Source organism: Streptomyces sp. NPDC057743 (assembly GCF_042798755.1).
In the GTDB taxonomy this organism is placed as follows: domain Bacteria; phylum Actinomycetota; class Actinomycetes; order Streptomycetales; family Streptomycetaceae; genus Streptomyces.
Genome location: NZ_JBHVJX010000003.1, coordinates 1 through 16,113 on the forward strand (window position 1 = coordinate 1; position 16,113 = coordinate 16,113).

Genomic DNA, 16,113 nt, shown 5'->3' on the forward strand with positions numbered 1-16,113 from the left:
TTGGGACGTGAGACATCCCGCTCAACAGTCCGAGAGCCTCGCCTGTTACGGGCCACCAACCATCCCCCGATCAGTGGCCGAGTTGAAGAAGTTCAGTAGATCTTTTACGGGACACCCCTTAGGGACCGCGGGGTGTCGACTGTTGGGGCTCGGGTGGGCTTGTGCGGCCTGCGGTGGAGTTGAGGGGGGAGGCCAGGGCACCGAGGCCGACGAGCAGGCGCAGGCCGCCCGCGAGCGCGATGATCAAGTACATGTTCTGCCAGTGCTGTTCCAGCACACCGCCCAGCACCGAGGCGATCGGGATCGTCAGAAAGGCGACCATCCGGGTCGTGGCCACGACCCGGCCCAGGAGTTCGGGCGGTACGGTGCGTTGGCGCAGCACGAACCAGCTCACCATGTTGACGATGCCGACTCCGTAGACCAGGGCCCACAGCACCGCGATGCCGGTCACGTCGCGTACCGCGGCCAGGACGACGATGCCGGCACCGGCCAGCACCGTGCCGGCGATGACGACGCGGCCAGGGGCAAACCGGCGGCCGATCCAGGGGCAGAGCGCGGCCCCCAGTACCGCCCCCGCGCCCTGTGCCGCCAGGACCACACCGACACCCGCGGGGGTCACACCGTGGTAGTCCCTGAGGTAGTAGACGAGGTTGGCCTGCACCATCCAGGTGCCGAGGTTGGCGAGGGCGAAGAGGACGGCGCCGCTCAGCAGGGCGCGGTTGTCGCGGCAGATGTGGGTCAGGGTGTCCCGGATCTCGCCGAGGAAGGTGCCACGCGGCGGCGAGTCCGCGGCGGGCCGGGCCTCCGGCAGTGGTGCGGGGAGTGTGGAGAGTGCGTCGGTGGGTGTGGGTGCGGTCCCCTGGTGCCGTCCGATGGCCAGGATGGCCAGGGCCGACACGGCGAAGGTGGCGGCGTCGGTCCAGATGGCGCCCTGGTAGCCGAGGGCGGCGATGAGGACGCCGGCCGCGGCCGGGCCGGCCAGGCTCATCACGTTGTCGCCCATCTGCAGCCAGGCGTTGGCCCGTTCCAGGTCAGTGTCGCGAACCAGGCTCGGCACCAGGACCTGGAACGCGGGGTAGTACAGCGGCTCGACGCAGGCCAGCAAGAACGCCAGGACGTAGACCACGAGGACCGGCGCGGCGCCCGAGGTGACCACGAATGCCAGGAGCCCGGCCAGGACCGTCGCCGCCAGGTCTCCGGCGACCAGGATGCGGCGGCGGTCGAAGCGGTCGGCCAACACCCCGCCGGGCAGCGACAGCAGGAGCAGCGGCGCGTACTCCAACGCGTAGACCACGGCCGTGTTCAGGGCCGAACCGGTCAGCTCCAGGACCATCAGCGGCAGGGTGAGCCGGTAGGTCCAGTTGCCGAGCCCGGAGACGACGAAGGCGAACAGCAGCATTCCGTACCGGGCGCCGAGCCCCCGCACGGCGGGGGCTCGGGCGGCCGCAGTCACCCCGCCACCTCGCGGACCAGGTCGAGGACGGCCGTGCGCCACGGGCGCAGATAGAAGTGGTCGCCGGGGAACATGCGGACCGCGAACGTCCCCGTCACCTGCGGGCGCCACGCCTCCAGTTGTGCGAGCGGGATCGGGTCGTCGGTGCCGCCGAGCACGGTCGCGGCCACCGGGAGCGGGTCCGCCGCGGTGGCCCGGTAGGTCTCCAACACCTCGTAGTCGGCGCGGAAGTAGGGCAGCACCAGTTGGCGCAGCTCAAGGTGGTCGCGCAACCGCGCGGGTACGCCGCCGTGCCGTTCGGCCACGACGTCGAGGAAATCCGCCTCGGGTAGGTCGTGGAGGCTGCCCTCGTAGGCCACGAGGCCGGGTGCGGGGCGGGCGGAGAGGAACAGGTGCCCGGGGCCGGGCAGGCCCGCTGTCCGCAGCGCGCGGGCCGCCTCGAAGGCGACCAGGGCGCCAAAACTGTGCCCGAAGAACACGGTCGGCAGGTCCGTGCGGAGGTGTCCGATGAGCTCCGCCACCAGCGGGCCCATCCGGGTGTGCGGACGCTCCCGGGCGCGGGCGCCGCGGCCGGGCAGCTGCACGGCGCAGACGTCCACGCTCTCCGGCAGATAGCGGTGCCAACTGCTGAACTCCGCGGCGGTGCCGCCCGCGTGGTGGAAGCAGTACAGGCGAGTGCGGGCGTCGGGGCGCGAGGCACCGCGGACCACCGCGGTCTCGTGTCCGGCCGTCACCGGCTCTCCCCCGCCCGTCGGCGCAGTTCGCCGGCGAGCGCCTCAAGGGTGGGAAACGCGAACAGCTCGCCGATGCCCATCTCGACGCCGAGCCGGTCCCGGACCTCGGCGATCAGGCCGACGGCGCTGAGCGAGTCCCCGCCGAGGGCGAAGAAGTCGTCGGCGGGTCCGATGGCGGTACGGCCGAGCGCGGTCTGCCAGATCTCCTTGAGGATCGTGGTGGGGTCCGGGGCTTTGCCGCGGTCCGGTGCCGGCAGCGAGTCCGGGGGCGCGGGAGCGGGGTGGGTGGCGGCGGTCGGTTCGGGGTCCGGGGTCGGGGCGGGAGGGGGCTCCGGCGGTGCGGTGGGGAGGGGTGCGGGCGGCACCGGTATGCCGTCGCGGTAGGGGCGGACCGCGACCTGCCGGCCGGGGCGCGCCGCCAGGATGTCGAAGAGCAGCGCCACGCCCTCGGCGGGCGGGATGCCGTCCGCCGACGGCAGGCCAGCCGCCGGGGTGCCGCCGCCGTCGGGTTCCACCCCGGCCCCGTCGTCGGCCTCGGCTTCGGTGGCCGCCGACGCGAACGGGCGGTCCGCCACCGCGCGCATCGTGAAGCCGCGGACCGTGACGGCCGGCGCCCCGTCGGGGTGTACCAGGTCGAGGTCGGCGACGAGGACGCCGCTGCCGCCGCGCCGGTGCCGCACATGGGCGGCGAACGCGCCGGGCAGGTCGTCGTAGACCGTGATCTCCTCGTACAGCAGCGGCAGATGGTGACCGTCGGTGCGGCGCCGGGTGAGGGCGGTGGCGCTGTCCAGCAGGGCCGGGTGCAGTGCGTGGTCGCCGAGTTCGGCGTGGAAGCGCGGATCGAGGCGGAGCCTGGCGAGCTGTTCGTCCGCGGAGTGGCGCACCTCCGCCACGGTGTGCCAGTGCGGGCCGAGTTCGGCCAGGCCGGCCGGGTCGTCGTCCTCGGCAGGCCCGGTCAAGCGCGCGGCCACCACGGCCAGATCCACCCGGGGCGGGGCCGCGTCAGCGGGCCGCTCCACCCGCCCGGTGGAGTGCACGGTGGAGCCGCTGGTGAGCGTGAACTCCCAGTGGCTTTCCCGGGGATGGAGCAGGATGCGGATGCGGCGGGTGCCGTCGACGAACAGCGGACGGTGGAAGACCACGTCGCGCAGCCGCACCGGCGCACCGGACGGTTCCGGGAGCAGTTCCCGGGCGGCTCGGACCACCAGGTCCAGGTGGGCGGTGCCGGGCAGAACGGCGCGCCCGTCGAAGCGGTGCTCGTCGAGCATCCACTGCCGTTCGGACAACTCCCGCTCGTGGACCAGGGGCTGCGGTGGGCGGCGGGTGGTGGACCAGTCGGCGAGCGGGTCGCCACTGCCGGGGTCGACCGTGGCGCGGGCGGCCATCCCGACCGCGGCCCAGCTCGGCCAGTTGACGCTGACGCAGCGCTGCCGGGAGGCGGTGGCGTGGGCGTCGAGGAAGGCGTTCGCGGCGGCGTAGTCGGCGCTGCCGACCAGCCCGGCGAGGGCGGCGCGGCTGGAGAAGTGGGCGAGGAAGTCGAGCGGCGGGCGGTCGGCGAAGACCTGTTCCAACACGAGGGTGCCCAGGGTCTTCGGCCGCAGCACCGCCCGCAGTTGCTCGACGGTGCGGAAGGCGATCAGGCCGCCGCCGGGCAACCCCGCGGTATGCAGTACGCCGTGGATGCGACCGGCGGTGCGCTCCACGCGGTCGGCGAGGTCGCGCACGGACGCCTCGTCGGTGATGTCGGTGCGCTCGGTGAGCACCCGCGCGCCCAGCCGGGTCAGCTCGGCGAGGTGCGGCTCGGTGGCGGGGGTGGGTCCGCGGCGGCCGGTGAGGACGAGCGTCGGGGCCAAGCCGGTCGCGGCGAGCCCGCGGGCGGCGGCCAGGCCCAGCCCGCCGTATCCGCCGGTGATGAGGTAGGTGCCGCCGGGGCGGAGCGGTGGCTCGGTGGCGGGTTGGTGCGGGATCGGCGCCTCGACGGGCATCCAGCGGCGGTCGCCGCGCAGCGCGACGACCGGCGGCCCGGCGGGTTCCTGGAGCTGGTGGGTGATCAGGTCATCGTCGGTGCCGGGCGCGATGTCCAGCAACAGGCAGGCGGCGCCCGGTAGTTCCAGCGGCACCGTGCGGGCGAGTCCGGCCAGGGCCGCCTTGGCCGGATGGAGGGGTTCGCCGCCTGAGACGTCCACGGCCTGCTCGGTGAGCAGCAGGAAGCGGGGCGGGCGCCGGGCGCCGCGGGCAACGGTCCGGACCAGCTCGAAGGCGCTCTCGACGCCCGCGGCGAGCTGGTCGGTGACGTTCCCGACGGTGGCCTGGGGCCAACTGCCGGCGGCACGGGCGTGGACGTAGAGGGCCGGTTCGCCTCCGTCCGCGCGGAGGCCGGGCAGGACCTCGGCGACGGTTCCGGGGTGGACGGGGACGACGCGGTGGCCGGCGCGGCCGAGGAGTGCGGTGACGCGACGGGCGGCGGCGGGGTCGTCGGGGAGCAGGGTGAGGGCGGTGCTGCCGCGGTGCCGGGGCGGGCGGACGGTGGGGGGCAGTTCGCGCCAGCGGACCAGGGACAGCGGAGAGGGGCTGGGTGCGGTGGCCTCTCCGAGGGCGGTGCGGGTGCCGTCCCTGGGTGCGGTGTGCTCCCCGGCCTCCGGCAGCGGTGGCTCAACGGGCCGCTCCATGGCGGAGGGCGACGCGCCGTCGCCGGTGGCGGCGGGTTCCGGGGTGGCCGGCGGGCTGATCCAGTGTCGGGTGCGCTGGTAGGGGTAGGTGGGGAGGGCGATGCGGCGTAGCGGGCGGGGCGGGCCGACCGCTTCCCAGCGCAGGTCGTGGCCCTCGGTCCACAGCGTGCCCGCGGCGGACAGGACGGCGCTCAGGTCATCGGCGTCGGTGCCGAGGCCCGGCACGGCGAGGCTGCCGCCGCCGTGGCCGCGGACGAGCGTGGTGAGGGCGCGACCGGGGCCGGCCTCCAGCGTGGTGAGCGGCCGGGCGTCTAAGAGGCGGGCCAGGGCCGGGCCGAAGAGCACCGGGGCGGTGAGCTGCCCGGCCCAGAAGGCGGGGTCAGTGGCCTGTGCGTCGGTGAGCGGCTCGCCGGTGGCGGCCGAGACGACGGGGACGGCGGGCGGGGCCAGCGATACACCGTCGAACGCCGCCAGGAACTGCTCGGCGGCGCGCGCCATGGCCGGGGAGTGGAAAGCGTGCGAGGTGGTGAGCCGCCGGGCCCGCCCGCCCGCGGCCCGCACCCGGGCGGCCGCGGCCTCGATCGCCTCCGCCGGGCCGGCCAGCACGCTCTGGCGCGGGCCGTTGACGGCGGCCAGGGCGAGGCCGTCACCGAGCAGGTCCCGGGCCTCGTCCTCGGGAAGGGCGACCGCGAGCATGGCGCCGGGCGGCATGGCCTGCATGGCCTGGGCGCGGGCGGTGATCAGGCGCAGGCCGTCCTCCGGCTCGGCGACGCCGGCGACCAGCGCGGCGGTCAACTCCCCGACGCTGTGGCCGAGTAGGGCGGTGGGGGCGATGCCCCAGGCCCGCCACATGGCGGCCAGGGCCAGACCGACGGAGGCCAGCAGCGGCTGGGCGTACTCGGTGCGGTGGAGCAGTTCGGCGGCGTGCGGGCCGCGCCAGGCCGGCTCCAGGTCCAGGCCGAGGGCGCCGACGGTGTCCAAGCAGCGGTGCATGGTCTCGGTGAACGCGGGGTCGCGGCCCAGGAGTCCGGCGGCCATGCCCGGCCGTTGGGAGCCCTGGCCCGGGAAGAGGAGGGCCACCGGCCGGGCGGCGGCGCCGTCGGTGGGGCGGAGCACGTCGCGGCCTTCGGGGTCCAAGAGCAGGTCCACCGCGGCGCGGGCGGTCTTGGCGACGGCGGCCCGGCGCAGTTGGTGCACGGTCCGGCCGTGCCGCAGGGTCGCCGCGGTGTCCGCGAAGCCGTCCGCGCCGTGCCAGGTGAGGTGCCGGGCGAGTCGGGCCCGCACCTCGGGTTCGGCGGCTTCGGCGCGCGCCGACCACACGAGCAGTTCGGGGCCGTCGGTGGCGGGGCCGGGCGGGGTGGGCGGGGCCTGCTCCAGCACGACGTGGGCGTTGGTGCCGCCCACGCCGAAGGAGCTGACGGCCGCGGTCCGGGGCCGGTGGCCGGCCGTGGGCCAGGGATCGCGCCGGCCGACGACGCGGAAGGGAGTGGTGTCCAGCTTCAGCCGGGGGTTGGGCTCGGTGAAGTGGACGGTCGGCACCAACTCGCCGTGTTCCAGGCAGAGGACGGTCTTGATCAGCCCGGCGATCCCGGAGGCGGGGCCGAGGTGGCCGATGGCGGACTTGACGGAGCCGAGCGCGATACCGGTCGGAGCGTCGGCGCCCGTACCGGTCAGGAAGCGGTACGCGGCGGTGAGGGCCTCGATCTCGATGGCGTCGCCGATGTCGGTGCCGGTGCCGTGTGCCTCGACGTAGTCGATGTCACCGGGGGTGAGTCCCGCGACGGCCATCGCCTCGGCGATGGCCCGCAGTTGGCCGTCCACGCCCGGTGCCGAGAAGCTGACCCGGTCGGCGCCGTCGTTGGCGACCGCGGAGCCACGGATCACCGCCCGGACGGGGTCGCCGTCGGCCAGCGCGTCGGTGAGCAGCCGCAGGACGACGGCGCCACCGCCGTTGCCGAAGACGGTGCCGTTGGCCCGGACGTCGAACGGGCGGCAGAACCCGTCCCGGGAGTAGATGCTGCCGGGCGCCCAGCGGTAGCCGTGCCCGTAGGGCAGTTCGATCTCCGCGCCGCCCGCCAGGGCCGTCTCGCACTCGCCGGCCCGCAGTGCCTGGCAGGCCAGGTGGACGGCGACGAGGGAGGTGGAGCAGGCGGTGGCCACGGAGACGGCGGGGCCGGTCAGGCCGAGACGGTAGGCAGCGAGCGCGGCCACGTAGTCGTTGTTGTTGTGCAGGTCCAGGGCGAGCGCGCCGGCCCGGGCGGCGGTCTCCTTGTCGGCGCGCAGGTTGAACTCCGCATAGCGGTTGGCGGCGGCGCCCGCGTAGACGCCGACGGTGCCGGGCACCGCGAACGGGTCGTGGCCGGCGTCCTCCAGGGCGGAGTGGGCCAGTTCGAGGAAGAGGCGCTGCTGCGGGTCCCGCAGGGCCGCCTCGCGCGGGGTCATCCCGAAGAACTCGGCGTCGAACCGGTCGGCGTCGGCGAGCAGCGGGACACGGCGGACGTAGTGCGGGTCGGTCAGGTGGTGAGCGGGGACGCCGGCGGCGCGCAGGGCGTCGTCGGTGAGGGCGGTGAAGCAGTCGGTGCCCTCGGAGAGGTTGTGCCAGAACCGTTCGAGGTTGTCGGCCCCGGGGAACCGGCCGGCCATACCGGTGATCGCGACCGGCTCGGCGGCGTTCTCGGACGCGGGCTGCTGCGGTGACGGTTTCATCGCTGGCTGGTCTCTTTCCGGTCGGCCAGGCGGCGGCGGACGGCGCGCCGGGCGGCGGCGCCTGCGTGCGGTGTGGGGCGGACGTCCGGTGCGGGACCACCGGGTGCCGGGGCCCGCTCACCGCCCAAGTGGCGGGCGAGCAGGCGGGCGTTGGGGAAGCGGAAGAGGTCGACGACCTCGGCGGTCAGGCCGTGTGCGCGCAGCCGCTCGTGCAGGCGCAGCAGGGCGAGGGAGGTGAGGCCCGCCTCGAAGAAGTTGGTGGTCGCGCCGGGCGGCGTGGCCGGGGTGTCGCCGGCGGCGGTGAGCTGGTCGCGCAGGGCGGCCAGGACGGTGTCCTCGATGTCCAACGCGGCCTGTCCCGCGGGACCTTGGGAGGTCTGCGCCCCGGTGGCGAGGGCGGCGGCGGACCGCTGGTCAGGTTTGCCGTTGGCATCCAGCGGTAGTTCGTCGACGAGCACGATGCGGTCGGGTACCGCCCATGCGGGCAGCACCGTGGCCAGCTCGTGCCGCAGTTCCGCGGGGAGTACCGGCTGCGCGCCGGGCGCGGCGACGACGGCGGTGAGGCCGGCACCGGCAGCCACCGCGACGCAGCCGGTCACGGCCGGGTGGGCGAGCAACGCGACCTCGATCTCGGCCGGTTCCAGCCGGTGACCGCCGACCGACAACTGCCGGTCCCGGCGACCGACGAATTCGAGCTGCCCGTCCGGGGTGTACCGGCCGAGGTCGCCGGTGCGGTAGATGGTGACGCCCGGTTCACCGTGCGGGTCGGGGCCGAACGGAGTGGGCTCTGCGGCGGGGTGGGTGCGCACCGCGAGGCCGCGGCCGCGCACCACGATCTCGCCCAGCTGGCCGACTCCGGCGCCCGGGAGGAGGAGTTCCCGCCATGGGCTGCTGACGGCCAGAGGTACGCCGGTGCGGTCGCGACGGCGCCGCACCGGGTCGCCCGCGGGGTCGCGCCAGCGCAGCCAGGTGCTCAACTGGGGCGTCTCCGTGGCGCCGTAGCCGTGGTGGATCTCGGCGGCCGGGGCGGCGCGGCGCAGTTCGCGGGCGACCGGGTCGGTCAGCGCCGCGCCGGAGAGCACGATGTGCCGCAGGTGGTCCAGTCGCCGTCCGGCCGCGCGCGCGGCGGAGGCCAGCAGCCGGGCCTGGCCGGGGGTGGCGTGCAGCAGGGTCAGGCGCTGCTCGGCGAACAGGGCGGCGAGCGCGGCCGGTTCGGTGGCGTCCGGGAGATAGAGGGTGCCGCCGGTGGTGAGCGGGACGAGGATGTCGCGCAGGACGGGATCGTGGCCGGGGGCGGAGAGCAGGGCGACGCGGTCCTCGGGGCCGGGGTCGAACGCCTCGCGGTAGTGGTGCAGGGCCTCGGGGAGCGCTTCGCGGGGGACGAAGACCACGCTGGGCTCTCCCGTGGTGCCCGAGGTGCACAGGGCGTGACCGCAGTCGGGGGGCCGCGGGCCGGTGGAGGGGCGGGGCAGGTCGGGTCCGGTGAGGACGGGGACGGGCCAGTCGGCGCCGCTACGGGTGAGCACGGCACCGGCACCGGCACCGACCGCGGCGGCCCGTAGCCGCTGCGGCGGCAGGGCGGCGTCCACGAGGGTGACGGCGCAGCCGGCGTGCCAGGCGGCGAGGAGTTCGACGACGGTGTCGGTCGTGCGGTCGCCGGGGAGCAGCACCATGCGGTCGCTCCAGCCGGCGGCGCGCAGGGCGTCCGCCCGCTCCTCTACCGCCTGCCGGAGCCGGCGGTAGGTCACTTCTCCGGTGGGGTGGTGCAGCGCGGTCCGGTCAGGGTGCGCCTCGGCCGCCGCGGTGAACGAGGCGCAGACGGTGGGGGGTTGGGGCCGGGGGGCGAGGGTCGCGGGTGGCCGCCGGGCGCCGAGCGGCCAGCGGGCGGGCGCCCGGCCGAGGCCGTCGGGGATCTCGTGCAGGAGCCGGACGAGTTGGTCAAGGAGGTGGCCGGCGGTTTCCTCGTCGAAGACGTCGCGGGCGTACACCAGGCGCAGTCGGTAACCGCCGGTCGGGCCGCGGTGCAGGTAGAGCCCGAGGTCGAACAGCGCGCCGGTGGTGTCCGGTTCGACCTCCTGGACCACCGCCCCGGCGAAGGAGGGGACGGGCACGGCGTGGGTGAGGTCGTTGAACCACACCTGGTACAACGGATTGCGGCTGAGCGTGCGGGGCAGTTCGAGGGCATGCACGATCCGCTCGAAGTCCGCCCCGGCGTGGGCGTGGGCGTCGAGCAGCGCGCCGGACACCCGGCGGACCAGGGTGGCGAGGCGGTCGGCGCCGGCGACGTCGATCCGCACCGGCAGGGTGTCGACGAGGAAGCCGAGGACGTCGTCGTCGGGCCCGCCGTCGCGGCTCGACCAGGGGACGCCGACGACGACCTCGTCCTGGCCGCTCCAGGAGGTGAGCACGGTGGCGAACGCGGCGAGCACGACCGGTACCGGTGTGACGCGGAGTTCCCGGGCCACCGCGGTCAGGCGGTCGGCTGCCGTCCCGGCGAGGGTGGCGCAGGCTGCGGCCCCGGTGAAGGTGGGGGCTGCGGGACGGCGGGCCTGGAAGGGCAGGCCGTGGGCGCGGGGGGCGTCGCGCAGCCGGTCGGTCCAGTAGGCGAGGTCTGCTTCCTCGGCGGCGGCATCCGCGTGGGTCGCCCGGTGCGCGAGCAGGTCGCCGAACTGGGGTGGTGCGATGCTCGGAAGGCGGCCGTCGTAGGCCGCGGCGAGGTCGGCGAGGAAGAGGTCCACGGAGCGCTGGTCGGCGATGGCGTGGTGCAGTACGGCTGTTAACAGGCCGTCCGGCCCAGGGCCCGCGGTGTACCGGACGCGCAACAGCGGCGCCGTGTCGACGGGCAGCGGTTCGGCCGCGGCGTCGGCCGCCAGGGCCCGGCAGCGCTCCTCGGTGAGCGGCTCGTGGGCGGTGGTGACGGACAGCGGCGGTTCGACCTGTGCGGCGATGTCCTGGTACGGGCCGCTCCCGTCCTGCGCCAGGCGGGTGCGCAGTGCCTCGTGCCGGGCGACGACCGCGGCGAGCGCGGTGCGCAGCCGGCCGGTGTCCAGGCCGCCGGCGACCCGCACGGCGGCCACGACGTTGTAGGCGCTGAGCCGTGGGTGGAGCTGTTCCATCAACCACAGTCGGCGCTGGCCGGCCGAGACCGGGGCGCGGGCCGGGTCGGGGCGCCGGGGCGGCGGGCCGGATGGCGGCCCGGGGGTGGCGGCGGTGAGACGTTGGCGCAGCGCGGCCAACGTGAGGCGTCCGTGCAGCAGTTCGGCGAGGGTCAGGCGCAGACCGTAGCGGCGCAGCAGCTCGCCGCGCAGCCTGGCCGCGGCCAGGCTGTGGCCGCCGAGGGCGAGGAAGTCGCGGTCCTCGTCGACGGATTGGAGGCCGAGCGCATCGACCCACATCCGGGCTACCGGGTCGTCACCGGAAATGCCGCCGTCGCCCGGGGACGCGCCGAGCTCCGCGGCGCGGCGCCGCAGCGCCGCCCGGTCCTGCTTGCCGCTGCCGGTCAGCGGCAGGGCGTCGAGGGTGACGAAGTGGCCGGGGACGTAGGCAGCGGGCAACCGGGCGGCCACATGGGCGCGGTAGTCGTCCTGCGGTAGCGGCTCGGCCACGGGGCGGAGGAAGGCCACCAGCCCGGGGTTGTGCCCGCCGGTCGAGACGACCGCGCACTCGGCCACACCGGGGTGCGCGCGCAGCGCCGCCTCAACCTCGCCCGGTTCGACCCGCACGCCCCGGATCTTGACCTGCTCGTCGCTGCGGCCGTGGTAGTGGATCTGCCCGTCGGCGACACTGACCAGGTCTCCGGTGCGGTAGACCCGCTCCACACCGCTGCCGGCGGGTGCCGGGACGAAGGCCCGCTCGGTGAGGTCGGGTTGGCCGAGGTAGCCGAGGGCGAGGGGTGCGCCGCCGATGCACAGTTCGCCGGTGGCGCCGTCGGCGACCGGCCGGCCCCGGTCGTCCAGGACGAGCAGTACGCAGTTGTCGACGGCCCGACCGATGGGGACGGTGTCGATATCGGCGGGGGCAACTGGGCTGTCCCAGTAGGTGACTTCGATGGATGCCTCGGTGGGGCCGTAGAGGTTGTGCAGCCGGGCCGGGAGGGTCGTCAAGCAGCTGCGGGCCAGTGCGGGCGGCAGCGGCTCGCCGCTGCAGAAGATGTGCCGCAGGCCGGTGCAGTCGGCGGCACCCGGCCAGCGCAGGAACTCGTCCAGCATCGAGGGCACGAAGTGGCAGACGGTGATGCGGTGTTCGATGACCGCCTTGACGAGGGCGCCGGGGTCCGCGTGCTCGCCGGGGTCGAGCAGGACCAGGCGGGCACCGGCGATCAGCGGCCAGAAGATCTCCCAGCCGGAGACGTCGAAGGTGTACGGGGTCTTCTGCAGGACCCGGTCGGCGGGTGTCAGTCCGTAGTGGCGCTGGCCCCACAGCAGCCGGTTGGTGAGCCCGCCGCTGGGCACGAGGACGCCCTTGGGGGTGCCGGTGGAGCCGGAGGTGAAGAACACGTTGACGCGTTGATCCGGCGCGACCGGGCGCAGCGGCGCCACGGGTTGGGCCGGATCGGTATCGGCGGCGAGCGAGACGGCGTCCAGCAGCTCGGGGCCATCCGGGCCCCGCCAGGCGTCCAGCGGGCCGGTGGTGCCGAGAATGACGGTGGGCCGGGCGGTGCCGAGGATCAGGGCGAGCCGTTCGGTGGACTCGTCGGTCGCCAGCGGAAGGTAGGCCAGGCCCGCCTTCAAGATGCCCAGGAGCGCGGCGACCATGTGGGGACCGCGGTGGGCCAGGACGCCGACCGGCCGGTCGGCGGGCAGGTCTCGGTCGCACAGCGCGGCGGCGATCCGGTCCGAGATCCGCTCCAGTTCCAGGTAGGTCCAGGTGCCACCGGCGCCGGTGAGCGCGACGGCCCCGGGGGCGCGTTCGGCGGCGGCCCGGACCAGCCCGGGAATGCCGTGCGGTGCTGAGTGGTCGGCGACGGGCCCCCGTAAGGCGTCGCCGAGTTGGTCGTCGGGACGGTGCATGGCAGATCTCCCCGTATTCCTGGCACCGCGGCGGCACGGCGCGGACCGCGCCTGGTGGCGCCCTGACGGCCTGCCGACTCCGCGGGAAGGATTCCGGGCGACGGATATCCGGCTGACCGGTATTTTCTCGTCGGACGGCGACCATCGCCGTGGAACGCTTCGGATAGAGCGAGGTGCGCGGGAAAGCGGCGATCACGCTGCGGCAATGCTGGCGCATCGGTCCGGCGGGTGACCGCTGCTCGGAATCGTTCCGGAATACCGCGAACGGCCGCTAAAGATCGCCGAATTCGCCGACCCGGGACATTCCCCCTTGGCGTCGATGCTAGTCAGCCCGGCCCGGAAATACATCCCGGCGTGACCCAGGTCACCGAAGGATTCCAACCCCGCAGGGCGCACCATCGCCGCCGTAGCCGTATGCGCCCCGCGCGCCGCGGCCGGCCACCGCCCGACGCGCAATTCACCGCATAACCACGGAAGTTGGCCGGAATCTCGCGCTCCGACTCCGCAACTCATCGAAACTGACGGCGATTTCCGGACACGGCCCGCCTGATTCATGTCCAGAACCCGGCTCCATGACGGCCCACCTGCTGATACGTTGCCGCCACGACCTTGCTAATGCGGCCGCCACAGAAACACCGCAGGTGGAAACAGCATGACCGGAAAGGCCACAACCGGAATCACCACCGAAAACGCGACGCCGAAAAGAACGGGCGGAAGCCGCACGTCGTACCGCGGGCGAAGCGTCGCCACCGCCCGCCCGGGCAACCACCCGACCACCCGACCACCGGCCGAGCGAGGGCAACGACGCCTATGACAATCGCCAGCGGATTCCTCTCCCACGCCACCACCACACCGGACCGGATAGCACTCGACGGCCCGCACCAGTGCGGCTATCGGACGCTGCGGCGCGGCGTACTCACCGTGGCGCGGGCGCTGCGCGCCGAGTTCGGTCCGGCACCCGACCCCGAGGTGCGGCTCGCCGTCCTGCTCGGCAACCGCGGGGAGTTCCTGGAGATCTTTCTCGGGGCCGCCGTCGCCGGGATCCCCGTGATGGTGCTGGACCCGGCATGGAGCGACCCCGAACTGGCCGCCGTCTTGGCAGACACCCCCCCGGCCCGCCTGTTCCGGGACACCCCCGCCACCGCGGCCGAGGAGTGCCTACCCCCCGGTGCGGTGGTGGACCTGACCGGCCCGGACTTCGCGGCCTGGCTGCGACGGCACGAGAGCAGCCACCTCCCGGCCACCGAAAACGACTTCGGCGAGGTTCCGGACTCCGCACCGTTCTATGTGGGGTTCACCTCCGGAAGCACCGGCCGCCCCAAGGGCGCCGTGCGCTCGCACCGTTCCTGGATCCGGACGTTCCAGCACTACACCGACGGCTTCGGCATCGGGCCGTCCGACGCGGTCCTGCTTCCCGGGTCGCTGGCGCACTCCCACTTCCTGTGCGGGGCGGTGCACGCCCTGCACGTCGGGGCGACCGTGTGCCTGCTGTCGTCGTTCGACCCGGCGGCCGTCTTCGACCACGTCGAGCGGTACCAGGCGTGCCACCTGTACCTGGTACCGACGATGTTCGAGGCACTGCTGGAACACGCCCGCCACCACCCGGGCCGCACTTTCCCCCAGGTCCGCTCGCTGCTGTCGGTGGGCGCGAAGTGGTCACCGACCCGCCGCGCACGGGCGGTTGACCTCTTCCCCCAAGCCGACGCCGTGGAGTTCTACGGGGCCACCGAGCTCAGCCTGGTCTCCGTACTGCATGGCGACGACGGCGGCCCGTGGGAGTCGCTGGGCCGGCCGGTACCGGGCGTCGAGGTGTCGGTGCGCTCCCCCTCCGGGGAGGAACGCGGGGTCAATGAGGCGGGCCAGCTATACGTGCGCAGCGACATGCTGTTCGACGGCTACCTGTCGGCCGAGCACACCCAGGCGCCGGACGCCGACGGCTGGTTCACGGTCGGCGACATCGGCCGGCTGGACGAGCAGGGCTACCTCCACCTCGTCGGGCGGGAGAAGGGCATGCTGATCAGCGGCGGCCTCAACGTGCACCCCGAGGAGGTGGCGGCGGCGCTGCTGCGGCTGCCGGAGGTCGCCGAGGTCGCGGTCGTCGGCCTGCCCGACGAGCGGTGGGGCGACCTGGTGTGCGCCGTGGTGCGCTGGCAGGAGGGCGCACGGCTGGGCCGGGCGGAGCTGCGGGACCGGGCGGCGCGCCACGTCTCGCGGCAGAAGTGCCCCCGGCGACTGTTCGAGACGGACCAACTGCCTTATACATCAAGCGGGAAGATCGACCACAGACAGGTGCGCGCCCTCCTCCTGGACGGGCGGCAGGGCATACGGGAGGTTCTGTGACCGGGAACGGGCAACGGCCCGTCATAGTGGCGGCACGACGCACTCCGATCGGCCGGATCGGCGGCACGTTCGCCACCACGCCGATTCACGAACTGCTGCGACCGGTCCTCACCGGGGTACTGGACGACCTCGGGCTGAGCGGGGCCGAGGTCGACGACGTGATCGTGGGCAACGCCGGCGGCTCCGGCGGCAATCCCGCCCGATACGCCGCGCTCTTCGCCGGCCTCGGCATCGACGCCCCGGCGATGACCGTCGACCGGCAGTGCGGCAGCGGCCTGGAAGCGGTCAACCTGGCGGCGGGGCTGGTCGCGGCCGGCCGGGCGGACGTGGTGCTGGCCGGTGGCGCGGAGAGCTCCAGTACGGCTCCGTGGCGGGTGGAGCGCCCACCGGTCCCGCACGGCACGCCGCGCTTCTACGCGCGGCCGCACTTCGTACCGCAGGAGTTCGGGGACCCGGACATGGGCGTGGCCGGGGAGAACGTCGCTCGGCTGGGCCGGATCGACCGGGAACGGCAGGACCGCTACGCGCTGGAGAGCCACCGCAAGGCGCTGGCGGCGGCGCAATCGGGCCGGTACACCGCGGAGTTGGCGCCCGTCGAGGTGCGGGTCGGCCGGGCGGGCAGCGTGACGGTCACCGCCGACGAGTGCCCCCGTCCGGACACCACACTGGAGAAACTCGCCCGGCTCAAACCGGTGTTCGCCGAGGACGGCACGGTCACCGCGGGCAACGCCTGCCCGGTGAACGACGGTGCCGCCATGGTCGCGGTGGTCTCGGAGCGGAAGTTCCGCGAACTCGGCCTGGCCAAGGGCCTGCGGGTGGTGGACGCCGCGGTGACCGGCGTGGACCCGGAGATCCTGGGCTGGGGCCCGGTCCCGGCGGTACGCCGGCTGCTCAAGCGCAACCTTGGGATCACGCTGGACGACATCGCGCTGGTGGAGTTCACCGAGGCGTTCGCCGGGCAGGTCCTGGCGTGCCTGGACGAACTGGGCATCCCCGAGGAGCGGGTGAACCGCGGCGGCGGGGCGATCGCGCTGGGGCACCCCTGGGGCGCCTCCGGCGCGGTCCTGGTGACCCGGCTGTTTTCCGACATGTTCGGCACCTGCGATCCGATCGCCGCCGGGGCGCGGTACGGGCTGGCGACGCTGGGCGCGGCCGGCGGCCTGGGCATCGCGACGCTCTTCGAGCGCCACGACGGTGGGTGA

At 74.5% G+C, this 16,113-nt stretch carries 6 protein-coding genes; 2 read left to right on the forward strand and 4 right to left on the reverse strand.

Annotated elements, in window-relative coordinates; translation table 11 throughout:
• Positions 1 to 118: 118 nt before the first annotated feature.
• From ACFVFQ_RS03780 to ACFVFQ_RS03795, 4 genes are read right to left on the reverse strand one after another with little or no spacing between them, the layout of a single operon-like run.
• The gene (locus ACFVFQ_RS03780) at positions 119 to 1,453 is read right to left on the reverse strand and encodes an MFS transporter (RefSeq protein WP_383408069.1); all 1,335 of its coding nucleotides are present in this window, start codon (positions 1,451 to 1,453) and stop codon (positions 119 to 121) included.
• Complete coding sequence (locus ACFVFQ_RS03785; RefSeq protein ID WP_383408072.1) at positions 1,450 to 2,187, reverse strand: thioesterase II family protein; 738 nt, start codon at positions 2,185 to 2,187, stop codon at positions 1,450 to 1,452. The genes ACFVFQ_RS03780 and ACFVFQ_RS03785 overlap by 4 nt, the downstream gene beginning before the upstream one ends.
• Positions 2,184 to 7,562: an SDR family NAD(P)-dependent oxidoreductase gene (locus tag ACFVFQ_RS03790; protein ID WP_383408075.1), complete on the reverse strand. Its 5,379-nt coding sequence runs from the start codon at positions 7,560 to 7,562 to the stop codon at positions 2,184 to 2,186. Before ACFVFQ_RS03790 ends, ACFVFQ_RS03785 begins: the two co-directional genes overlap by 4 nt.
• Positions 7,559 to 12,571, reverse strand: coding sequence for an amino acid adenylation domain-containing protein (locus ACFVFQ_RS03795; RefSeq protein WP_383408078.1), 5,013 nt, complete (start codon positions 12,569 to 12,571; stop codon positions 7,559 to 7,561). Before ACFVFQ_RS03795 ends, ACFVFQ_RS03790 begins: the two co-directional genes overlap by 4 nt.
• Before the next feature lie 810 nt (positions 12,572 to 13,381).
• On the opposite strand from ACFVFQ_RS03795, the gene ACFVFQ_RS03800 reads away from it, so the two are divergent.
• Both ACFVFQ_RS03800 and ACFVFQ_RS03805 read left to right on the forward strand, forming a co-directional pair.
• Positions 13,382 to 14,911 (forward strand): AMP-binding protein, encoded by a 1,530-nt coding sequence (locus ACFVFQ_RS03800; RefSeq protein WP_383408081.1) that lies wholly within the window; start codon positions 13,382 to 13,384, stop codon positions 14,909 to 14,911.
• Positions 14,908 to 16,113, forward strand: a complete 1,206-nt coding sequence (locus ACFVFQ_RS03805) for a thiolase family protein (protein WP_383408085.1) — start codon at positions 14,908 to 14,910, stop codon at positions 16,111 to 16,113. Before ACFVFQ_RS03800 ends, ACFVFQ_RS03805 begins: the two co-directional genes overlap by 4 nt.